The 22,002-nt window shown below is 73.7% G+C and carries 19 protein-coding genes; 10 read left to right on the forward strand and 9 right to left on the reverse strand.

What is annotated here, in order from left to right; translation table 11 throughout:
• Positions 1–65 precede the first annotated feature (65 nt).
• Positions 66–731 carry a response regulator gene (locus tag ACZ4W5_RS25280; RefSeq protein ID WP_402480024.1) on the reverse strand — a complete coding sequence of 222 codons (666 nt, stop codon included), beginning with the start codon at positions 729–731 and terminating at the stop codon, positions 66–68.
• A 177-nt stretch (positions 732–908) separates the two neighbouring features.
• Here ACZ4W5_RS25280 and ACZ4W5_RS25285 point away from each other — a divergent pair, with 177 nt between their 5' ends.
• The gene (locus tag ACZ4W5_RS25285) at positions 909–1,322 is read left to right on the forward strand and encodes a MarR family winged helix-turn-helix transcriptional regulator (protein WP_465657096.1); all 414 of its coding nucleotides are present in this window, start codon (positions 909–911) and stop codon (positions 1,320–1,322) included.
• Positions 1,319–2,803: an MFS transporter gene (locus tag ACZ4W5_RS25290; protein ID WP_465657074.1), complete on the forward strand. Its 1,485-nt coding sequence runs from the start codon at positions 1,319–1,321 to the stop codon at positions 2,801–2,803. The genes ACZ4W5_RS25285 and ACZ4W5_RS25290 overlap by 4 nt, the downstream gene beginning before the upstream one ends.
• Before the next feature lie 108 nt (positions 2,804–2,911).
• Here ACZ4W5_RS25290 and ACZ4W5_RS25295 read toward each other — a convergent pair whose 3' ends face one another.
• A complete protein-coding gene (locus tag ACZ4W5_RS25295; RefSeq protein ID WP_465657076.1) occupies positions 2,912–3,943 on the reverse strand; it encodes a ScbA/BarX family gamma-butyrolactone biosynthesis protein in 1,032 nt (343 codons plus the stop codon).
• Positions 3,944–4,495: 552 nt separating this feature from the next.
• On the opposite strand from ACZ4W5_RS25295, the gene ACZ4W5_RS25300 reads away from it, so the two are divergent.
• From ACZ4W5_RS25300 to aspA, 5 genes are all read left to right on the forward strand, one after another.
• Entirely contained in the window at positions 4,496–5,578 is a 1,083-nt protein-coding gene (locus tag ACZ4W5_RS25300; protein WP_465657078.1) for a lactonase family protein, read from the forward strand.
• A 174-nt stretch (positions 5,579–5,752) separates the two neighbouring features.
• On the forward strand, positions 5,753–6,430 hold the full coding sequence (locus ACZ4W5_RS25305) for a FadR/GntR family transcriptional regulator (protein WP_360229148.1): 678 nt from the start codon (positions 5,753–5,755) through the stop codon (positions 6,428–6,430).
• Positions 6,427–7,938: an amino acid permease gene (locus ACZ4W5_RS25310; RefSeq protein ID WP_465657080.1), complete on the forward strand. Its 1,512-nt coding sequence runs from the start codon at positions 6,427–6,429 to the stop codon at positions 7,936–7,938. Before ACZ4W5_RS25305 ends, ACZ4W5_RS25310 begins: the two co-directional genes overlap by 4 nt.
• A 101-nt stretch (positions 7,939–8,039) precedes the next feature.
• On the forward strand, positions 8,040–9,056 hold the full coding sequence (locus ACZ4W5_RS25315; protein WP_465657081.1) for an asparaginase: 1,017 nt from the start codon (positions 8,040–8,042) through the stop codon (positions 9,054–9,056).
• A gap of 48 nt (positions 9,057–9,104) precedes the next feature.
• Entirely contained in the window at positions 9,105–10,514 is a 1,410-nt protein-coding gene (aspA, locus tag ACZ4W5_RS25320; RefSeq protein WP_360229157.1) for an aspartate ammonia-lyase, read from the forward strand.
• 21 nt (positions 10,515–10,535) lie between these two features.
• Here aspA and ACZ4W5_RS25325 read toward each other — a convergent pair whose 3' ends face one another.
• The 4 genes from ACZ4W5_RS25325 to ACZ4W5_RS25340 all read right to left on the reverse strand — a co-directional run bounded on the left by ACZ4W5_RS25325 (position 10,536) and on the right by ACZ4W5_RS25340 (position 14,814).
• Complete coding sequence (locus tag ACZ4W5_RS25325; RefSeq protein WP_465657083.1) at positions 10,536–11,999, reverse strand: SulP family inorganic anion transporter; 1,464 nt, start codon at positions 11,997–11,999, stop codon at positions 10,536–10,538.
• Positions 12,000–12,212: 213 nt separating this feature from the next.
• Positions 12,213–12,563 (reverse strand): hypothetical protein, encoded by a 351-nt coding sequence (locus ACZ4W5_RS25330; protein ID WP_465657085.1) that lies wholly within the window; start codon positions 12,561–12,563, stop codon positions 12,213–12,215.
• Positions 12,564–12,883: 320 nt separating this feature from the next.
• Entirely contained in the window at positions 12,884–14,542 is a 1,659-nt protein-coding gene (gene ptsP, locus ACZ4W5_RS25335; protein WP_465657086.1) for a phosphoenolpyruvate--protein phosphotransferase, read from the reverse strand.
• Positions 14,539–14,814: an HPr family phosphocarrier protein gene (locus tag ACZ4W5_RS25340; protein WP_350503014.1), complete on the reverse strand. Its 276-nt coding sequence runs from the start codon at positions 14,812–14,814 to the stop codon at positions 14,539–14,541. Before ACZ4W5_RS25340 ends, ptsP begins: the two co-directional genes overlap by 4 nt.
• Before the next feature lie 347 nt (positions 14,815–15,161).
• Here ACZ4W5_RS25340 and ACZ4W5_RS25345 point away from each other — a divergent pair, with 347 nt between their 5' ends.
• The 3 genes from ACZ4W5_RS25345 to ACZ4W5_RS25355 all read left to right on the forward strand — a co-directional run bounded on the left by ACZ4W5_RS25345 (position 15,162) and on the right by ACZ4W5_RS25355 (position 19,082).
• Positions 15,162–15,923, forward strand: a complete 762-nt coding sequence (locus ACZ4W5_RS25345; RefSeq protein WP_465657088.1) for a DeoR/GlpR family DNA-binding transcription regulator — start codon at positions 15,162–15,164, stop codon at positions 15,921–15,923.
• Positions 15,920–16,879, forward strand: a complete 960-nt coding sequence (pfkB, locus tag ACZ4W5_RS25350) for a 1-phosphofructokinase (protein ID WP_360229173.1) — start codon at positions 15,920–15,922, stop codon at positions 16,877–16,879. The genes ACZ4W5_RS25345 and pfkB overlap by 4 nt, the downstream gene beginning before the upstream one ends.
• Positions 16,880–17,036: 157 nt before the next feature.
• Complete coding sequence (locus ACZ4W5_RS25355; RefSeq protein ID WP_465657089.1) at positions 17,037–19,082, forward strand: PTS fructose transporter subunit IIABC; 2,046 nt, start codon at positions 17,037–17,039, stop codon at positions 19,080–19,082.
• A gap of 154 nt (positions 19,083–19,236) precedes the next feature.
• On the opposite strand, the gene ACZ4W5_RS25360 is transcribed toward ACZ4W5_RS25355, so the two are convergent.
• The 3 genes from ACZ4W5_RS25360 to ACZ4W5_RS25370 all read right to left on the reverse strand — a co-directional run bounded on the left by ACZ4W5_RS25360 (position 19,237) and on the right by ACZ4W5_RS25370 (position 21,724).
• Positions 19,237–20,040 carry a hypothetical protein gene (locus tag ACZ4W5_RS25360; RefSeq protein WP_465657091.1) on the reverse strand — a complete coding sequence of 268 codons (804 nt, stop codon included), beginning with the start codon at positions 20,038–20,040 and terminating at the stop codon, positions 19,237–19,239.
• Entirely contained in the window at positions 20,037–20,567 is a 531-nt protein-coding gene (locus tag ACZ4W5_RS25365) for a SigE family RNA polymerase sigma factor (RefSeq protein ID WP_360229182.1), read from the reverse strand. The genes ACZ4W5_RS25360 and ACZ4W5_RS25365 overlap by 4 nt, the downstream gene beginning before the upstream one ends.
• A gap of 134 nt (positions 20,568–20,701) precedes the next feature.
• Positions 20,702–21,724, reverse strand: coding sequence for an expansin EXLX1 family cellulose-binding protein (locus tag ACZ4W5_RS25370; RefSeq protein ID WP_465657092.1), 1,023 nt, complete (start codon positions 21,722–21,724; stop codon positions 20,702–20,704).
• Positions 21,725–22,002 lie beyond the last annotated feature (278 nt).

Raw genomic sequence — 22,002 nt, forward strand, 5'->3', positions numbered from 1 at the left:
GCCGCCCGTCGGGCGGTGGGACGGGCGGCGCGTCCGGCGGTGTGCCGGGCGGAAGGCCGGGCAGCTCAGGCCCCGGTCTCCGCGAGGTAGGCCAGGACGGCCTTGACCCGGCGGTTGTCCGCGTCCGTCGCGGGCAGGTCGAACTTGCCGAACACGGCGGCCACGTGCTTCTCCACGGCGCGCTCGGAGACCACCAGCCGTCCCGCGATCGAGCGGTTGGAGTGGCCCTGGGCCATCAGCTCCAGCACCTCGCGCTCGCGGGGGGTGAGCGAGTCCACCCGGTTGCGCCGTCCGCCGTGCATCAGCCCGTTGACGATCTCCGGGTCGAGCGCCGTGCCGCCCGCGGCGACCCGGTGCAGCGCGTCCACGAACTCGGAGGTGCGGGCCACCCGTTCCTTGAGCAGGTAGCCGATGCCGGCGGCGCCGTCAGCCAACAGCCGGGCGGCCCAGGCGGTTTCCACGTGCTGGGAGAAGACCAGGATGCCGACCCCGGGTGCGGTGGCCCGGATCTCGACCGCGGCCCGGATCCCCTCGTCGGTGTGGGTGGGCGGCATCCGGATGTCCACCACGGCCACGTCCGGCCGGTGCTCGGTGACGGCGGCGACCAGTTCCGGGGCCGTACCGGCGGTGGCGACCACCGCGCACCCGCGGGCGGTCAGGAGCTCGACCATCCCCTCGCGGAGGATCACCGAGTCCTCGGCGAGGACGACGCGGAGCTGCTTGTCGATCATGACGCCATTATCCGGACCGTCCGGGTGGACGGTGGGGCCGGGTGCGGAACAATATCTACAGCAAGGCTGGACAGTTTGGACTGATGAAATTACCGTGGAGTGGTGACCGAGAAACGAACCGCCCCAGCCGTTCCGGAGCCCCCGGCCGTTCCGGAGCTCCCCGTCGACACGGCCGCGCTGGCCGCCCGGGAGCTCCGGGCCGTGTTCAGCCGGCTGCGCCGGACCCTCAAGGAGAAGGGGCAGGGCACCACCGGCCTCACCCCCTCCCAGACCGCGGTGCTCAACCGCCTGATCACCGACGGGCCGGCCTCCGCGAGCGCGCTGGCCGCCGCGGAGCGGGTCCGGCCGCAGTCGATGGCCGCGACACTGGCCGCGCTGGAGGCGCACGGGCTGATCGCCCGCCGTCCCGACCCCGAGGACGGGCGCCGCCAGGTCGTGGACCTGAGCGTGACCGGGCTGGAGTGGATCGCGGACAGCCGCCGGGCCCGTGAGGAGTGGCTGGCCCAGGCGCTGCAGCAGGAGCTCACCGAGGCCGAGCGCGCCACCGTGCTGGCGGCGCTGCCCCTGCTGGACCGGCTGAACCGGCGATGACCGGCCCGTCGACGTTGCTGGCGCGGCTCCGCTCCCGGCGCCAGGGCACGGAGCGGGCGGCGGAGCCGTCGGCCTCGGCTCGGGCAGGAGCGCCCACCGGGGCCGACGGGCCGGCCGGGCCCGGCGACGGCTTCAACCGCCGACTGCTCGCCCCGATGGTGCTGGGCTCGGTGCTCAATCCGATCAACTCCTCGATGATCGCGGTGGCCCTGGTGCCCGTCGGCACGGCCTTCGGGGCGCCGCCCGCCGAGACGGCCTGGCTGGTGAGTGGGCTCTACCTCGCGACCGCCGTCGGCCAGCCGGTGATCGGCCGGCTGGTGGACACCTACGGGCCGCGCCGGCTCTACCTGGCCGGGACAGCGCTGGTCGGCCTGGCCGGACTGGTGGGCGTGCTCGCGCCCACCCTCGGAGTGCTGGTCGTCGCCCGGGTGCTGCTCGGGATCGGTACCTCCGCCGCGTATCCGGCCGCGATGCACCTCACCCGCAGCGAGGCCGAGCGGACCGGGCGGGACAGCCCCACCGGGGTGCTGACGGCGCTCGCCGTCGCCAACCAGACCATCGCCGTGATCGGGCCGACGCTCGGCGGCCTGCTGATCGGGTTGGGCGGCTGGCGGGCGATCTTCGCGGTCAACGTCCCGCTGTCGCTGGCCTGTCTGGTACTCGGGGCCGCCCGGTTGCCCGCCGCCGCCCCGCGCCGGGACGCCGGGGAGCGGTTGGACCGGTCCGGGATCGCCCTGTTCGCCGTCCTCCTGCTGGCGCTGATGCTGTTCGTGATGCGGCCCGGGGCGGAGCGCTGGTACCTGCCGGTGCTCGCGATCCTGGCCGGTGTCGGATTCGTGCTCCGGGAGACCAGGGCCCGCAGCCCGTTCATCGACCTGCGGGCCCTGGCCGGCAACCGTCCGTTGATCGCCACCTACCTGCGCCAGGTGCTCGGCTACACGGCGAGTTACGCCTTCCTCTACGGCTACACCCAGTGGCTGGAGCAGGGGCGGGGTCTGAGTGCCGCCTCCGCCGGGCTGGTGCTGCTCCCGCTCTCGCTCACCGCCCTCACGGTCTCCGGTGTGACCGGTCGCCGTGCGGCGGTGCGCGGAAAGCTGGTGGTCGGCGCGGTGGTCCAGATGGCCGCCTGCGCGGCCCTGTTGACGGCGGGCTCGGCGAGTCCTCCGGTGCTGCTGATCGCCGTCGGGGTGCTGGCGGGCATTCCGCAGGGGCTGATCGGCCTCGGCAACCAGACCGCGCTCTACCACCAGGCCGACCCGGCCGCCATCGCCTCCGCGGCCGGGCTGTTGCGGACCTTCATGTACCTCGGGGCGATGGCCGCCTCGGCCGCCAACGCGGCCTTCTTCCCGCACGGCGCCACCACGGCCGGGCTGCACCACCTCGCGCTGTTCATGTTCGGCGGTGCGGCCCTGCTCTTCCTCCTCGTCCTCCCCGACCGCTCGCTCGGCCGACTCGGAAGCACTGTCTCCCAAGGGAGTTGACGAACAGTCGGCCCGTAGGAGCAGGCCTGTCCGGCCCGTCCGACCCGCAGTCGGACGGGCCGGACGGGCCGCGCCGGGGCCTGCGGGCCAGGGCCGAGGGCCTGCGGGTCAGGGCCGGTCGGGTCGGCCGGTGAGGATCGTGGTGAAGATCGGTTCGCCGTGCTGGTGCCCGGTCACGGTGGTGGTCAGGGCGTCCGGGTCCTCACCGGGGGTGTGCCGGGCGGTGACGGTGGTGGGCGCGTCGTGCTCGGCGTAGCGGTGGAAGGTGGTGGCCGCGGCGGCCGGGGTGACGGTGACCGGGGCGGTGAGGGCGTTGGCGGCCTGGCGGGCGGCCTCCAGCAGCACCATGCCGGGTATGTGGTCGCCGGCGTGGTCGAACAGGATCGGGTGCCGGAGGTCGGGGGTGAGGTACCAGGTGCCGGGGGTGCCGGTCGGGGTCAGGACGACGTCGCAGGGCCGGGCCCGGCCGACCAGGGCCGGTGGCAGGCGCCGGTCGTCGCCCGCCGCAGCCGCGACCGGTATCCGGCCGCTCGCGGGGCGCGCGCCGCGCAGCCGGCGGTAGGTGGAGTCCGGCACGGTGGTGAAGCGGGCCTCGCCGGTCGCGGCCAGGTGGGGGCCGCGGCGGACGGTTGCGGTGAAGGTGAAGTCGATCGTGCTGCGGGTGCGCCGGGGCCGGGGGAGGAGCCTGGCCTCGATGGTGAGGTCGGTGGGTGTCGCCCCGATGGACAGCCGGTGGGCGCGGGCGGTGTAGTCGAGGTTCCACATCAGGAATCGGTGGTCGAGCGGGATGTCGTACCGGCTGTGGGCGAGATAGAGCCCGGCTTGGCGAACCGTTTCGGCGGCGAGCATCGGGTCGTACCGGGTCCCGTCCGGGGTGCTGAAGAAGGTGTGCGCCCGCGGCCACTGGGCGGTGACGGTGAACGCGGTGTCGCCGAGCGGCTCGCTGCCGGTGATGAAGACCTCGGCGTGGCAGGCCCGGTGGACGTACTCCTTGGCGACGGTGCTGGTCAATCGGGGTGCCGGGGCGGCCGGAACGACCGGGCGGCTCGGCTCGGGGGGCGTGCCGAGGGCCGTGGCGGCCGGGGTGAGGACAGGGGCGGCCGGGGTGAGGACACGGGCGGGATGAGCGAGCAGGGACATGGGGGAGCGCTCCAGGGGACCGGGGTGGGCGGGGCCGGCTGCTCAGGGCTCGTGGGGGTACGCACCTGCCGGTCCGTTCGTCGGGGAGCCGGGACGAAGGTGCGTCGGCGGCCGAGCGCAACCGTGTCAACGCCGGGTCGTCCGTCCGCGCCCGACCGCTGACCTCGACGGTCAGCACACGGCCGTTCACCTGCGGTGATGCCGACGACCCGGGTTGACGCCTCCATCATCACAAGCGCTGGGCGCAGGGGCGTCACCGGCTCGGGCGGCGCTTGCGATGACGGACGCGGGAGCCGGGACGGCGCCCGCCCTGCCACGGGGCCGTCAAACGGCAGATCGGAAAGTCCAGTTGCCGCGCCGCACCATCCGCTCGACGGGTGTGCCGGCGTTCGGGCGCCGGATAGACTTCGGCACTTCCCGCCCCACCTCACGGCCCCGCTGCCACCGAGACGATGCCACCCGGAGAGCAGAGAGCAGAGAGCAGAGAGCAGAGGGCAGAGAGCAGAGGGCAGAGGGCACAGAGCAGCGGCACAGAGCAGAGAGCAGGCCTTCGTGAACCATCCTTCGACCACGTCGCCCGGCGGACTGCTGGTCATCGGCAGCGCCGCCCCGGCCGACGCTTCCGGCGCGGGGCTGTGCACGGTCGGCTACGACGGCACCGGCGCCATGAGCCTCCTCCACACACTGCCGCTCGACCACCCCTCCTATGCGGCCGTCGACCCGACACGCGCCGTCGTCCACACCGTCCTGGAACAGGCGGTCGGACGGGTCGTCTCCCTCCGGACGGACTCCGGGGCCGAGGGCGAGGGGCCGCCCGCCGCCGCTGCCAGCGGTGGTGCGGGCCCGTGCCACCTCGCGGTCCACCCCAGCGGTTCGCACGTCTTCGTGGCCCACTACGGCGACGGCGTCCTCTCGGTCGTCCCCACCGGCGCCGACGGCACGGTCGCCACCGCCGAGCCGGTGCAGACCATTCGGCACCCGGGCCGGGAGGCCTCCGGGGACCTGCTCACCTCCCCGCACGCCCACATGGCGGCCCCGTCGCCGGACGGGCGGTTCCTGCTGTGCACCGATCTCGGTACCGACCGGGTGTACGTCTACGCCTTCGATCCGGACAGCGGCCCGCTCAGCGCCCACCGGACGGTGCAACTGCCGCCGGGCAGGGGCCCCCGGCACCTCGTGTTCCACCCGTCGGCCCGGTACGCCTACGTCCTGAACGAGCTCTCCTCCACCCTCACGGTGTGCACCTGGGACGCGCTCTCCGGCCGCCTCGAACCGTTCGCCGAGGTCGAGACCCGGCAGGATCCGGGCGCGCCGAACGCCAACTCCGCCGCCGCTGTCCGGTTGTCCGGCGACGGCGGCTTCCTCTACACGACCAACCGCGGCGACGACGCGATCTCGGTCCACGCCGTCCGCGATGACGGCGCCTCCGTGGAGCTGCTCACCGCCGTTCCCTGCGGCGGGACTTGGCCGCGCGACATCGCACTCACCCCGGACGGCCGGCTGCTCTTCTGCGCCAATCAGCGCTCCGACACGGTCACGGCCTTCCATCGCGACCCGTCCACCGGCCGGCTGAGCCCGGCCGGGGAGCCCCTGGTGGTCACCGAGCCCACGTCCGTCCTGCCGATCGCCCGCTGAGCGAAGGCCCGAGGTGCCCGGCGCGCGTGAGCCGTGGGGCACCGGCGGACTTGTGAGCGTTCTCATGTGAGCGCTCTCAACATCTTGACACCCTCCGGCCGCAAGCCCCAGGATCGCCCTGTGAACCTGTCAGACAGCCAGACAGCAGGGTCGGCCCCCCGGCGCGTGAGCGCGATGGAAGCAGTGTTCGGCCACCTGCGCAGCGCCATCGAGCGCGGCGAGTACGTCGTGGGGGACAAGCTCCCCTCCGAAGCGGAGCTGTGCCGGACCCTGGAGGTCAGCCGGCCCGTGCTGCGGGAGGCGCTCCGGGCGCTCCAGGCCATGGGCCTGACCGTCTCGAAGACCGGCAAGGGCACCTTCGTCGTGGCGAACACGGTCGAGGACCCGACCTTCGGCGACTACGCGGCCAGCGACCTGCTGGAGGTGCGCCGGCACGTCGAGATCCCGGTCGCCGGGTACGCGGCGCTGCGCCGCACCCCGGAGGACCTGGACCAGCTGGCCCACCTGCTCGACCGGATGGAGCGGGAGACCGACACCACCGCGTGGGTCGCCCTGGACACCGTCTTCCACCTGGCGGTGGCCGAGGCCTCCCGCAACCCGGTCTTCCGTCGGGTCATCGAGGAGATCCGCGACGCACTGGCGCGTCAGTCGGCGTTCCTCAACGAGCTGGGCGATCGACGCGAGCAGTCCAACTGCGAGCACCGGGCGATCGTCGAGGCGCTGGTCGACGGTTCCGAGCCCGACGCGGTAGCGGCGATGTCGCACCACCTTCACCGCGTCGAGGCGACCCTCACCGACATCGTGCACCCCAGGCGCACGGAGACCCCCATGGAAGGCAGAGCTGAGGCGTGAGCGAGCAGTTCCTCGAAGACGAGAAGCGCCCCACGACCCCCAACGCCCCTACCACCCCCACGGCCCCCACCACCCCCAACGCCCCCACCACCCCCACGGCCCCTACGGCTCGGCATGTCGACGCCGGTGACGCCGGCTACAGCAAGTCCTTGAAGCCCCGGCACGTCAACATGATCGCCATCGGCGGTGCCATCGGCACCGGCCTGTTCCTGGGCGCCGGTGGCCGCCTCGCCGACGCCGGGCCCTCCCTGTTCGTCGCGTACGCCGTCTGCGGCGTCTTCGCCTTCCTCGTCGTGCGCGCGCTCGGCGAACTCGTCCTGTACCGCCCGTCCTCCGGTGCCTTCGTCTCGTACGCCCGGGAGTTCCTGGGGGAGAAGGGCGCGTACACCGCGGGCTGGATGTACTTCCTCAACTGGGCGACCACCGGCATCGCCGACATCACCGCCGTCGCCACCTACACCCACTACTGGCACCTGTTCTCCGACATCCCGCAGTGGGTGATCGCGCTCATAGCCCTGGCCGTGGTGCTGACGGTGAACCTCATCTCGGTGCGGATCTTCGGCGAACTGGAGTTCTGGTTCGCCATCGTCAAGGTCGGCGCGCTGCTGGTCTTCATGGGCATCGCGATCTTCCTGCTGGTCACCCGGCACCCGGTTGACGGCGCCGTGCCCGGCCCGTCCCTGATCACCGACAACGGCGGGATCTTCCCCAACGGCCTGATGCCGATGCTGCTGATCATCCAGGGCGTCGTCTTCGCCTACGCCTCCGTCGAACTGGTCGGCGTCACGGCCGGGGAGACCGAGAACCCCGAGAAGATCATGCCGAAGGCGATCAACTCGATCATGTGGCGGGTGGGCCTGTTTTACGTCGGCTCGGTCGTGCTGCTGTCGATGCTGATGCCCTGGAACAGGTACAGCTCCGGCCAGAGCCCGTTCGTGACGGTGCTGTCCCACATCGGCATCCCGGCGGCGGGCAGCGTGATGAACCTGGTGGTCCTCACCGCGGCGATGTCCTCGCTCAACTCCGGCCTCTACTCCACCGGTCGCATCCTGCGCTCGATGGCCGTGAGCGGCTCGGCGCCGCGCTTCACCGCCCGGATGAGCCGCAGTCAGGTGCCGTACGGCGGCATCCTGCTGACCAGCGGCATGTGCGTCCTCGGCGTGGGCCTCAACTACGTGGTGCCCGCGGACGCGTTCGAGATCGTGCTCAACTTCGCGGCGATCGGCATCCTCGCCACCTGGGGCATGATCATGGTCTGCCACCTCTTCTTCTGGCGGAAGACCCGGGCCGGCGAACTGACCCGCCCCTCCTACCGGCTGCCGGGCTCGCCCTGGACCGAGATCGTGACGCTGGCCTTCCTCGCCACCGTCCTGGTCCTGATGTACGCCGACGGCGGCGCCGGACGCACCACCGTGCTCTGCGTACCACTGATCGCCGCCGCACTGGTGGCCGGCTGGTACGCGATCCGCCGCCGCCTCGCGCGCGACGGCGCCCGGTCCGACGGCTGACCCGGGCGGCGGCCTTCGGTGCGGGGGCGACCCCGCGGCTGTCGAGGGCCGCCCGCCCGGCCGGCGGAGCAGCAAGCGAACCACCACCCAGCGAGGCAGTGATGCACAGAACCACCCCCGCGGACGCACCCGCGATCCGCGAGCCCCGGCACGTCCCCGTCGCCCACGTCACCCGCGGCGGCATGGTCGAGGGGGTCCACCACGGCTCGGTCGTCGTCCTCGACGCCGACGGCGAAGTCCGGTTCGGGCTCGGCGACATCGAGGTCGCCTGCTACCCGCGGTCCGCCCTCAAGCCGCTCCAGGCCGTGGCCATGGTGCGGGCCGGGCTGCCGCTCGACGGCGAACTCCTCTCCCTCGCGATGGGCAGCCACTCCGGCGAGGAACGCCACCTCGCCGGAGCCCGGCGGATCCTGGAGTTCGCCGGCCTCTCCGAGGACGACCTGCGCAACGTCCCGGACCTCCCGTACGACCCGGCGGTCCGCGACACCTGGATCCGGGAGGGCCGCCCGCCCTCCCGGCTCGCCCAGAACTGCTCGGGCAAGCACGCCGCGATGCTCTACCTCTGCAAGCTCAACGGCTGGCCGCTGACGGACTACGACGATCCCACCCACCCGCTCCAGCGGGTGATCGCCGGGGTCGTCGAGGAGCTCACCGGTCAACGCATCGCGCGGGTCAGCGTCGACGGCTGCGGCACCCCGCTGTTCGCCGTCTCGCTGCACGGCCTCGCCCGCGCCGCCGCCCGCATCGCCACCGGCGCGCCCGGGACGCCCGAGTTCCGGGTGGCCGACGCGCTGCGCGCGCACCCGGAGATGGCCTCCGGCGCCGGCCGGGACACGGCCGCGCTGATGCACGCGGTGCCCGGACTGCTGGCCAAGGACGGCTTCGAGGGCGTGCAGGTCGCCGCGCTGCCGGACGGCCGCGCCATCGCGGTGAAGATCGCCGACGGGGCGAACCGGGCGCGCGTCCCGGTGGCGGCGGCCGCGCTGGCCCTGGCGGGAGTCGAACCGCGGCTGCTCACCGGCTTCGCGGGCGAGCCGACGACCGGCGGTGGCCGGCCCGTCGGCGGCGTCCGGCCGGTGGCGGCGCTCGACCCGTCGGCCCTGCCCGCCCCCGTCTGACCCGACCCACCGTTCCACCGTTCCACCGAGGAAGAGGACCGCACCCCCATGACCGCCGCCACCCGTAGCGAACACGACCTGCTCGGAGACCGCGACGTCCCCGCCGACGCCTACTGGGGCGTCCACACGCTGCGCGCCACCGAGAACTTCCCCATCACGGGCACGCCCATCTCCACCTACCCGCACCTGATCGACGCCCTCGCCGCCGTCAAGGAGGCCGCCGCCCTCGCCAACGAGGAACTCGGCCTGCTGGAGCCGGCGAAGGCCGCCGCGATCGTCGCCGCCTGCCAGGAGATCCGCGCCGGAAAGCTGCACGAGCAGTTCGTCGTGGACGTGATCCAGGGCGGCGCCGGCACCTCGACCAACATGAACGCCAACGAGGTCATCGCCAACCGGGCGCTGGAGCTGCTGGGGCACGCCAAGGGCGACTACCGGCACCTGCACCCCAACGAGCACGTCAACCTGGGCCAGTCCACCAACGACGTCTACCCGACGGCCGTCCGGATCGCGACCGTCCTCGCCGTGCGCGGCCTGCTCGACGCGATGGCCGTCCTCCAGGACGCCTTCGCCCGCAAGGCCGTCGAGTTCCGCGACGTCCTCAAGATGGGCCGCACCCAGCTGCAGGACGCCGTGCCGATGACGCTCGGGCAGGAGTTCTCGACCTTCGCGGTCATGCTCGACGAGGACCGCAGCCGGCTCGCGGAGGCCGTCGAGCTGATCCTGGAGATCAACCTCGGCGCCACCGCGATCGGCACCGGCCTCAACGCCCCGGCCGGGTACGCCGAGTCCGCCCGCCGACACCTCGCCGAGCTCACCGGGCTGCCCCTCGTCACCGCCGCCAACCTGGTCGAGGCCACCCAGGACTGCGGGGCGTTCGTCCAGATGTCCGGGGTGCTCAAGCGCATCGCCGTCAAGCTCTCGAAGAGCTGCAACGACCTGCGCCTGCTGTCCTCGGGGCCGCGTGCGGGCCTCGGCGAGATCAACCTGCCGCCGGTGCAGGCCGGTTCGAGCATCATGCCCGGCAAGGTCAACCCGGTGATCCCCGAGGTCGTCAACCAGGTCGCCTTCGAGGTGATCGGCAACGACGTCGCCGTCACCATGGCCGCCGAGGCCGGACAGCTCCAGCTCAACGCCTTCGAGCCGATCATCCTCCACTCGCTCTCGGAGTCGATCACCCATCTGCGCGCCGCCTGCCTCACCCTCGCCGAGCGCTGCGTGGTCGGCATCACCGCCAACACCGAGGTGCTGCGCGCGAGCGTCGAGAACTCCATCGGCCTGGTGACCGCCCTCAACCCGCACATCGGCTACACGGCCGCCACCGACATCGCCAAGGAGGCCCTCGCCAGCGGCCGGGGCGTGGCCGAACTCGTCCTGGAGAAGGGGCTGCTCCCGGCCGAGCGGCTCGCCGCCCTGCTCCGGCCCGAGGTGCTCGCGGGAACCGGCGCTCCGGTGGCCTGACGGCGAGCACCGCGGACGGGGTCAGGTCCGACCGGCCGGCGCCGGGATCAGCCGCACGGCCTCCGGGGCCCGGGCGTTGTGACGCTCGGTCCAGGTGGTCAGCGCGGACTGGCAGGCGTGGTCGAGGTGCCGGAGCCCGGAGAGGTCCAGCTCCACGACGCGGTCGGCGGGCAGCGCTTCGAGGGTGTCCAGGAGCTTGGGCAGCCGGAGGAAGGTGGCGTTGCCCGTCAGTCGGACCCGGACGGTGCCACCGGGCCGCTCCTCCGTCGCCACGTGCAGGCGGGACGTCTCCCAGGCCGACTTGACGACCGACAGGCCCAGGCCGATCAGCACGCCCTCGAACATGTTGACCGTGACGATGGCCACGGCGGTGGCCGCGAGGACGAGCGCCTCCGCCCGGTGCTCGCGCCACAACGGCCCGAACTGCTCGAACGGCAGCAGCTTGAACCCGGCGTGCACCAGCACCCCGGCGAGCGCCGCGACGGGGATGACGCCGAGCGCCGCCGGGAGCAGTGCGGCGAAGAGCAGCAGCCACCCGCCGTGCAGTACGCGGGACGCCTTGGTCCGGGCGCCGGCCTGGACGTTGGCGGCGCTGCGGACGATGACCGCGGTCATCGGCAGGGCGCCCAGGGCGCCGCAGAGCGCGTTGCCCGCGCCCTGCGCCATCAGTTCCCTGTCGTAGTCGGTGCGCGGTCCGTCGTGCAGCCGGTCGACGGCCGCCGCGCTGAACAGGCTCTCGGCCGAGGCGACCAGCGTGAAGGCCACGACCGTCAGGAGCAGGGCCGGGGTGAGCTGCTCGAACACCCCGCTGCCGGGCGGCTGGACGGCGTCCAGGAGGCCCTTGACCTCGACCTTCTTCAGCGGGCGGTGCAGCAGCCAGGCGGCGCCGGTGGCGAGCAGCACGGCCACCAGCGCGCCCGGGACGACCCGCACCCTGGCGGGCAGCCGCTGCCACAGCACGATCACCGCGATGGTGCCGGCGCCGACCGCGAAGGAGTAGCCGGCGGCGGGTGAGGAGACGAGCCGGGCGAGCAGGCCGGGAAGGCCCAGGAGCTTGTCGATCCCGCTCGCGGGCGCCGGTCGGTCGGCCATCGCGTAGAGCTGCCCGGCGATGATGACCAGGCCGATGCCGGCCAGCATGCCCTCCACCACGGCGACGGAGATCGCGCGGAACCAGCGGCCCCAGCGCAGCGCGCCCAGCAGCAGTTGGAGCAGGCCGGTGGCGGCGACCACCAGGCCGAGGGCGGGCAGGCCGAACCGTTGCACGGTCTCGGCGACCAGGACGGTCAGTCCGGCTGCCGGGCCGCTGACCTGGAGGCTGCTGCCGGGCAGCGCGCCGGTGACCAGGCCGCCGACGATGCCGGTGATCAGGCCGAGTTCGGCGGGCACGCCCGAGGCGACGGCGACGCCGACGCACAACGGGAGGGCGACCAGGAACACGACGAGCGAGGCGGTCAGGTCGTACTTGAGTGCGGGAATGCGCATGGGAGCCCTCATCCGGGGAGTTGGGTTGTCGGCCACTGGGTCACTTCGGGACCGTGCAACGCTCGCTCGGTACGGGGGCAGCGCGGAGCGCGGCGGCGCCGGCAGGCGGAATCACTGCCGTGGGCCGTCGTGGACTGCCGGGACGTGGGGCGGTGGGTCACCCGTCCGGGGTGTCGCCACCGTCGGTGAGCGTGCGCGCGCGGTCGGCGCCGATCAGCAGCGGAACACCTGGAGGACCGCCGCTCCGGGCTGTCTGCGCGCCCCGTACGGCGGGGCGGGGGTGCGGGCCGGCGAGGGGTTGTCGTCGGCGGCGGCTTCCTCGGCGAGGGCCGGGTGCAACTCCCTTTGCTGCCGCGGTACTTCGACGGCCCGGTGGCGCGTCCAGCCGAGGCCGGGCGGGCACTCGGGGACCACCGCCTCCTCGACGAGCTTGGCCTCGGCGACCATCCGGGGGCCGGACTCCGCGCGGGTGAGGGCGGATGCGGACTGGGACAGCACCAGCAGGCCCAGCGCGGCCACGAGGGCCACGGCGGCGGCGCCGATCACCCTCCTGACCAAGGACATTGCCGTTCCTTTCCCCGCCCGTGGGAGCGCCTCTGGGAGTGTCCGGGGGACTTGTCGAACCGTCATCACTTGTGACGGATGCGGGCGCGGGACCAGTTCCGGTACGCCGTGAACGGTCGGTGAAGCATTCCGGCCGGGTGGTGATGATCCATGAACCGGCGGGGCGGAATGCGGGCGACCGGTGAACCGGCTGTGATGTGAACGTTAACGCGTATGAATCCGCTGGTCCTTGGCAGTCGGTCGGACGCAGGACCGCGCGTCGGCCGGGGCCCTCCGCCCGGCGCCGGGTGCGCTCCGACCCGGCGCCGGACGGAAGCGGTTCAGCGCCCGGACATCCTCGACAGGACCGTGCGGCGCGCGGTGTCGGCGTCGTCGGCGAGCAGGGCCAGCTCGGCGAGTTCGCGGCACTGCGCGAGGGTGTGGGTGGCCAGTGCCGCGCGCAGCTCGGGGAGCGAGGCGGGCGCGGCGGACAGGCTGGTGATCCCGAGGCCGACCAGGACCAGGGCGAGCGCCGGGTCGGCGGCGGCCTCGCCGCAGACGCCGATCGGACGGCCGTGCTCGGCCGCCGAGGCGGCGGCGGTGGCGACCAGTTCGAGCAGCGCGGGCTGCCACGGGTCGAGCAGCTCGGCGAGGGTGCCGAGCGTCCGGTCGGCCGCGAAGGCGTACTGGGCCAGGTCGTTGGTGCCCACGCTGAAGAAGTCGCAGGACGCGGCCAGCCGGTCGGTCCGCAGAGCGGCTGCCGGGACCTCGATCATCGCGCCGGCCATCGGCAGGCCGTGCGCGCGGACCCGGGCGGCGAACTCGGCGGCCTCGCGCGGGATCGACACCATCGGGGCCATGACCCATACCTGTGCGGTGCTGTCCTGTGCGGCCTCGGCGATCGCGGCGAGCTGGGTCTCCAGCAGGTGCGGATCGCGGGCGGCCGTCCGCAGACCGCGGACCCCCAGCGCGGGGTTCTCCTCGTCGGCGGAGCTGGCGAAGGGCAGCGGTTTGTCCGCGCCCGCGTCCAGGGTGCGGACGACCACCCGGCGGCCGGCGAAGGCCGCGAAGACCTGCCGGTAGGCGGCGGCCTGTTCGGCCCGGCCCGGCGCCTCGGCGCGGTCCAGGAAGAGGAACTCGGTACGGAACAGGCCCACCCCCTCGGCGTCGACGGCGGCCGCACCGGCCAGCTCGCGCGGCGCACCGAGGTTGACCAGCAGCGCGACCGGGTGGCCGTCCGCCGTCCGGCCCGGCCCCTGGAATCCGGCCAGCAGCTCGCGGTACCGGCGCTCGCGCGCGGCGGCCCGCTCGACCGCTTCCGGACTCGGGTCGGGCTCGACCAGGCCGTCCGCGCCGTGCACCAGGACCTGCCGGCCGTCCGCCAGGCCCATGGCACCGGCGCAGCCGACCACGGCGGGCACACCGAGGGCCTTGGCGAGGATGGCCGTGTGGCTGGTCGGCCCGCCGCGGACGGTGACGAGGGCCAGGACCCGTTCGGGGTCGAGCAGCGCGGTGTCGGCGGGCGCCAGGTCGTCGGCGACCAGGACGTACGGGTGCCCGGGGTCGGGCAGGCCGGGCACGGGCAGGCCGAGCAGGTGGGCCACGCCGCGGTCGCGCAGGTCGTCCAGGTCGGGGGCGCGTTCCGCGAAGTAGCCGCCGGCGGCGGTCAGGGCGGCGCGGAAGCCGTCGAAGGCGGTGCTGAGCGCATGGGCGCCGTCGGTGCCCTGCTCGGCGAGCTCGGCGGCCCGGTCGGCGAGGACCGGGTCGGCGGCCATCATGGCCTGGGCCGCGAGCACCTCGGCGCCGGGGCCGCTCGCCCGGGCGGCGCGCTGCTCCAGGTCGGTGACGACCGCACCGAGGGCGGCACGGACCGCGGCCGCCTCGGCCGCCGGGTCGGCGACCGCCCTCGGCGCGGGCAGCGGGACCGGGGGAGCCATCCGGGCGACCGGGCCCGCCGCGCTGCCGGTGCCGACGCCGATCCCGCGGATCGGGACGGTCATGCCGCTGCGTCGAGGTCGGAGGCGAGCAGCTGGGCGAGCGCCTGGAGCGCGTCCTCGGCCCCGTCGCCCGAGGCGGTGAGCTCCAGGACCTCGCCGGAGCGGGCGGCCAGGGCGAGGACGGACAGCAGGCTGCGGGCGTCGACCGGGGCCTGGCCCGGGCGGCCGACGGTGACCTTGACCGGCTGTCGGGCGGCAGCGGCCTGGACGAACAGCGACGCCGGGCGGGCGTGCAGACCGCTGCTGGAGCCGACGGTGACCTGGGTCGAGTGCATGGGAGTCCTTGAGGGAGAGGGCGGATGCGATCGCCGACCCGGGTGGGAACCGGGTCGGCGGGAGGGTGGGGCACGGGGGCCCGCGCTCAGGGGAAGCGCGGGCCACCGTGGTGGATGCCTGGTCCGCGCGGTACGGGGGCGGTCGCGGGACCAGGCAGTCTGTGGTTTCGCGCCCGTTAAGGCGTTGTTTCGATTGGTTCTACGCCCGATCGCGCAGGGATGTCAACACATTCGGGCATCAGCCCACGAGTGGACGAGAGACGGAACAGCCCCTTGCTTTTCCGTCCGAAGCGCGTATGGTCGGGCTTCACCAGGCGTAAACGGACATGAAACGGACCCAATCCCACATGTACGCACCCGAGCGGCAGCAACAGATCCTCCACCTCGCCCAGGAACAGGGCCGGGTGGACGTGCCGACGCTGGCCGAGGACTTCGGTGTCACCCAGGAGACCATCCGGCGTGACCTGAGCGCCTTGGACCGGGCCGGCCTGCTGCACCGGGTGCACGGCGGCGCGCTGCCCGTCGGCGCACTGCACCTGGAACCCGGCCTGGCCGAACGGGACTCCCGGGCCGCGGCCGAGAAGGAGCGCATCGCCAGGGCAGCCCTGGCCCTGCTGCCCGGCGAGGGCAGCGTGATCCTGGACGCCGGGACGACCGTCTCCCGGCTGGCCGGACTGCTGCCCCTGGACTGCGCCCTCACCGTCGTCACCAACGCCCTCCCGGTCGCGGCCCGGCTGGCCGACCACCCCTCCCTCGCCCTGCACCTCGTCGGCGGGCGGCTGCGCCATCGCACCCAGGCGGCCGTCGACGCCTGGGCGCTGCGCGACCTGGCCGACATCCACGCGGACGTCGCGGTGGTCGCCACCAACGGCTTCTCCCCGGACGGCGGGCTGTCGACGCCGGACCTCGCCGAGGCCGCCGTCAAGCGGGCCATGCTCGCCGGTGCGCAACGCGTCGTCCTGGTGGCCGATTCCTCCAAGTACGGCGCCCGCCACTTCGCCCGATTCGGCTCGCTGGACCAGGTCGACGTCCTGGTCACGGACACCGGGCTGACCGACGAGCAGGCCGCCCAGATCGAGAACCACGGACCGGAAGTCATCCGCGCATGATCGTCACCATCACCCCCAACCCCAGCCTGGACCGCACCTACGAGCTGGGAACGCTCGTTCTCGGCGAGGTCAACCGAGCCGGGCAGGACCGGCTCGACCCCGGCGGCAAGGGCGTCAACGTCTCCCGTGCGCTCACCGCCGCGGGCCACCGCACCACCGCCGTCCTGCCGTTGGGCGGCCTCTCCGGCGAGCTGCTCTCCGACCTGCTGCGCCGCCAGGGCATCGACGTCGCGGCGGTCACCATCGCGGGCGACACCCGGATCAACGTCTCGATCGCCGAGGACGGCGGCAGCCTCACGAAGATCAACGCGGTGGGGCCCGAGCTCAGCGCAGCCGAGTCGGCCGCGCTGCTGGCCCTCGTCCGCGACACCCAGAAGACCGGACGGGGCACCGGGAACGGCGTCGACTGGCTGGCCTGCTGCGGCAGCCTGCCGCGCGGCCTCCTGCCCGGCTGGTACGCGGAGTTGGTCGCGCAGGTGCACTCGGGCGGCGCCCGGATCGCCCTGGACACCTCCGGCCCCGCACTGCTCGCCGCGCTCTCGGCCCGCCCCGACGTGGTCAAGCCCAACCGGGAGGAACTCGCCGAGGCCGTGGGCCGCCCGGTCGCCACCGTCGGCGACGCCGTGCACGCGGCCGGGGAACTGCGCGAGCGCGGCGCCCAGCAGGTCCTCGCCAGCCTCGGTGCGGACGGGATGCTGTTGATCGCCGAGGAGGGCAGCTGGTACGGCAGCGCACCGGTCGCCGCCGTCCGCAGCGACGTGGGAGCGGGCGACGCCTCGCTCGCGGGCTTCCTCGGAGCCGGCGGCACCGGCCCCGAGGCCCTGGCGGCGGCCCTGGCGCACGGCGCCGCCGCCGTACAACTGCCGGGGAGCGTCATGCCGACCCCGGCCGATCTGGACCGGGCCGCCGTGGCCGTGACGGCGGACATCCCGCTCGAACGACCGCTCCGCGGTTGAGACTCGAACGACCGCTCCGCGGTTGAGATTCGCGGTTGGTTCCGCGATCGAGAACAGCCTCCTGCCGGAGGCACCCCGCCCGACCGTGTGGGACGGAACGGCAACCAATCCCGGGGGCAAGGGAACACTGTCAGGCACCAGTTGAAGGATCGACACGATGAGCGACACCAGCGGACTGATCACACCCGCACTCGTTGATCTCCACCTCGCCCCCGCGGACAAGAGCGAGGCTCTCCGCTCCCTCGCCCAGCGGCTGGTCGCCGAGGGCCGGGTGACCGACCTCGACGGCTTCCTCGCCGACGTGGCCGCCCGCGAGGCCCAGGCCCCGACCGGAATGGGGGACGGGATCGGCATCCCGCACTGCAGATCACCCCACGTGACCCAGCCGAGCCTGGCCTTCGGCCGGAGCACCAGGGGCGTGGACTTCGATGCCCCGGACGGCCGGCCCGCCGACCTGATCTTCATGATCGCGGCACCGGCCGGTGCGGACGACACCCACCTGCAGATCCTCGCCGCGCTGGCCGGTCGGCTGATGGACCCCGCCTTCACCGGGGCCCTCCGCGAGGCCGAGAGCCCGGGCGCCGTCGCGGCCCTGGTCAACGGCGAGGAGACGCCGACCGCTGCACCGGAGGCGCCCGCCCCTTCGGATACGGTCGCTGCTGCGGAGGCGCCCGCTCCTTCGGACCCGGCCGCTGCGCCGGAGACGGCCGTCGGCGGCGCCGGGCTGCGGCTGGTCGCGGTGACCTCCTGCCCGACCGGCATTGCCCACACCTACATGGCCGCCAAGGCCCTCGAACTGGCCGCCGCCCGGGCGGGTGTGCGGATCCAGGTCGAGACCCAGGGGTCGGCCGGGACGACGGTGCTGGCCCCCGAGGTGATCGCGGCCGCCGACGCCGTGATCTTCGCCCATGACGTCGAGGTCCGGGACCGCGCCCGCTTCGCCGGCAAGCCGACCGTCGACGTGGGCGTGAAGGCCGCCGTCAACCGCGCCGACGACCTGATCGCCCAGGCCGCCGGGCTGGTCGCCGGGGCCGGCGGAGGTGCTCGTCCCGCCACCGCACCGGGCGCCGCGGTGAGCGCACCGGCGGGTGAGCACTGGGCCCAGCGGCTGCGCAAGTACCTGATGACGGGCGTCAGTTACATGATCCCGTTCGTCGCGGCGGGCGGTCTGCTGATCGCCCTCGCCTTCGCCATCGGCGGCTATCAGATCGCCTCCGCGCCCTCCGTGCTGGGCCACTTCGACTGGACCTCCTCGCACAGCTGGGCGGCGATGCTGTTCCAGACCGGCAAGACCTCCTTCGGTTTCCTGGTCCCGATCCTGTCCGGGTACATCGCCTGGGCGATCGCGGACCGGGCGGCTCTGGCCGCCGGCATCGCGGGCGGCGCCGTCTCGGTGGCGGTCGGCGCGGGCTTCCTCGGCGGCATCGTGTCGGGCCTGGCCGTGGGCTTCCTGGTGCTGTGGATGATCCGCTGGAACGTGCCGCGCGCGGTCAAGGGGATCATGCCGGTGGTGGTGATCCCGCTGCTGTCGGTGGCGGCGGTCGGCTTCCTGATGTTCGTGCTGGTCGGCTCGCCGATCGCCTCGGCGATGAACGGCCTGACCGACTGGCTGAACGGCCTCTCCGGCTCCAACGCGATCCTGCTCGGCGTGCTGCTCGGCGCGATGATGGCCTTTGACATGGGCGGTCCGCTCAACAAGGTCGCCTACACCTTCGCCGCCGGTGCGCTCACCACCGCGGGCACCACCCCGGACGCCGGCAGCCTCAAGGTGATGGCCGCGGTGATGGCCGCCGGCATGACCCCGCCGCTGGGCCTGGCCCTGGCCACCGTCGTCCGGCGGCGGCTGTTCAGCCCCGAGGAGCGGGAGAACGGCAAGGCGGCCTGGGTGCTCGGCGCCTCGTTCATCACCGAGGGCGCGATCCCGTTCGCGGCGGCGGACCCGCTGCGGGTCATCCCGGCGAACATCGTCGGCAGCATGACGGCCGGCGGACTGGTGATGGCCTTCGGCTCCACCCTGCGCGCGCCGCACGGCGGGATCTGGGTGCTCCCGCTGATCGGCAGTCCGTTCCTCTACCTGCTCGCGGTCGTGGCGGGCACGGTGGTCACCACGGCCGTGGTCGTGCTGCTCAAGGGGCTGCGGAAGGACGCCGCCCCGGCGGCCGTGGACTCCACCGTCGCCGAGAAGGGGCTGGCCGGCGTCTGATCCGGCAGCCGGACCCGGACGTTGATCCGGTAGCCGGACCCGGACGTTGATCCGCCAGCCGGCCCCAGCACAGCAGGGCGCCCGCTCGATGGAGCGGGCGCCCTGCTGTGCGTGGAGCGGTGGCCGGGCCCGGGCCCGACCGCCGCTCAGGCCGTCAGCCCGCCGGGGCGAAGCCTCCCCCGACGGAGGCGGTGCCTCCCGCCGACTGGGCCTCGACGCGGTAGCTGTCGCCGGCGGTCACGCGCACACCGGTGGCGTGGTTGTACTGCCCGGCGAACTCGTGCTGTCCCGCCGGTACGGTACGGCCGGGCTTGAGGACCCAGCGGTAGACCAGCGCGCCCCCGGACTCCTGGACGGTGAACGTCAAGTCGTCGGGCGACAGCGTCCGCCAGTTGCCTGTGTCCCGGACGCCGCCGGTCTGCACGATGCGCAGTTCGACGGTGAGCGCGGTGAGCGGTTGGCCGGTCCTGAGGATCAGGTCGTTCTCGTTCCAGTAGACGGTGCTGTGCGGGCTGATCGATCCCGCCGACCAGAGCGGGCCGTTCTGGGCCCGGGCGCTCGCCGAGGGGCTCGGGTGCGAGCTGGTCGGGGTGCTGGTGGCCGGGGCGGCGGCGGCCGGTCCCCGGGTTCCGGTGGGAGGGGGAGTCGAGGGCTCCGGCGCCGGCGGGACGGTGGGGGAGGAGGGCGCGGCCGGGGCGACCGTGGGCTCCGACGGCAGCGGGAAGTGGGCGAGCTCCGCCATGGCGAGGCTGCCGGTGGCCAGGATGCCGGCGGTGGCCAGCCCGGCGAGGGCGGCCCTGGGCCAGGACCGCAGACCCGACCGGGTGCGGTGACGGGTGGCGGGACCGGCCATGCCGCGCTGGACGCGGGCCAGCATCCTGGCGCGGTCGGGCTGATGGGCCTCGGCCGCCTCGCGCAGCTGCCGGGAGATGTGCTCGTTCACCGGTTCCTCGTTCACCGGTTCCTCCTTCCTGTCGTCAGTTCGCCGACGGCTCGTTCGCCGAGCAGCTGCTTCAACTCGGCCATGGCCTTCGAGGTCTGGCTCTTCACCGTACCGACCGATATGCCCAGCGCCGCCGCGGTGTCCTTCTCCGAGAGGTCGAAGGCGTGCCGCATGACCACGCAGGCCCGCTTGCGGAACGGCAGCCGGGCGAGTGCCGCGCGGACGTCCAGGACCGCCGCGACGTCGGGGCCCGAGGTCTTCTTCGGGCTGCGGGACCAGAACAGCAGGACCCGGCGGCGCTCACGGACCGCGCTGCGGATCCGCTCCCGGGCCATGTTGGCGACCACTCCCCGGGCGTAGGCGAGCGGGTGGTCGGCCGCTCGGAGCCGGTCCCAGCGTTGCCACAGGGCGACCAGGGCGTCCGAGGCCAGGTCGTCAGCCGCGTCCGTCTCGCCGGTCAGCAGATGGGCGAGACGGGCGAGTTCGGCGTAGTGGCGTTCGAAGAAGTGGTGGAACTCCGCGGACGCGTCATCGAGGAGCATGTCCCTCGGTCGCCCTCTCCCTGCAATGTGAACGTTAACAAGAGGCGTGAGCCTAGCAGGGCCCCGCCCTGGGGCCGCGTCGCGGTCGTCGCCCCGCAGGGTCGTGACCTGCGGCTGCCGGGCCGTCGGTGCGCTCAATGCCGTGCGAACTGGGCGTGGGCGGACTGCACGACGTCCGGCTGCAACGCGATCCCGTCGACGGTCAGCCGCTCGCCGTAGATGTCGGTGACCCTGATCGATCCGCCGCAGCCGCTGCCGTCGGGGGAGAGGAAGTAGTTGTAGTCGGTGCGGCTCAACCTCCGCCAGCCGCCGCCGGCCTGGACCTCCAGCGCCGCCACCGGGTTCCGGTGACCGATCACCTGGATCCCGCACCACCACTGGCTCGACCCGGTCTTGTACCGGACGGACATGCTGTCCGGCGCCGCCGGGCTCAGCAGCGTCCAGGTGATCGGGAGGCGGCCCACGGAGAGGTCGGCGAGCTTGGCGAAGGCCTCGTGGCTGAGGTCGAGCTGCCCGGGGGCGCAGGGCAGCGGGCACTCGTTGACGATCCGCACCGTGATGCTCGCCCCGCCGGCGGAGCGGACCTGCACGTACGCCCCGCACGCGCCGGACGTCTCGTAGTCGGTGTGGTTCATCGCCGCGATCATGAGGTCGCCGGACGGCCCGAACGAGCAGGCGCCGTTGCCGTCGGCCGCGTCGTAGGAGGTCGCCACGCCCTGGTAGCTCGTACCGGGCCTGATCCGCCCGGCCAGTGATGCCGGGCCGGCGGCCGCACGGCTGCCGGCGGTCGCCGACGCGGACGCAGTCGCAGTCGCGGAGGCGGACGGCTTCGGGGAGGCGGACGGCTTCGAGGAGGAGGCGGAGGGCGACGGCGTTCCGGCCGACGGCGACGGCGACGGCGACGGCGTCGGGGCGGTGGGGGACGGCTGCGCCTCCGGGGGCGTGGCACCGTCAGGGCCGCCGGAGGCGGTCGGCACGGCCTGCCCGGTGGCCGCGACGGCCGCCGCGACGGGCTGCCCCGAGCCGCTCCCGCCGCCCCCGGTGAGCGCGAAGGCCAGGCACACCACCAGCCCGACGGCCACCAGTGCCAACGGAACACCCATGACCAGCACTCGCCCGCGCCGTGCCCGGGGGACGGCGTGCTTCGTTGCCCTCATGTCCAGAAATCCATTTCGGTAGATCGAGTCGACCTTGCACCGGTCAGTGGCCGCCGCGGGCGGAAAGGTTGCCGCCCGGTCGCCGGTTCCTCCGCAGCCCGCCACGGCCCTCCGCGGCCCTCCGCAGCCCGCCACGGCCCGCGCCGGCCGGGGCGGGGGGGGGGGGGGGGGGGGGAAGAGGGGGGGGGGGGGGGCGGGGGGGGGGGGGGGGGGGGAGGCCCTCTCCTCGTGTCCCCGCCGACAAAGAAAGACCTCCTCCACCACGCGAAAAAGCAGGA

This window comes from Kitasatospora sp. NPDC029367 (assembly GCF_055569135.1).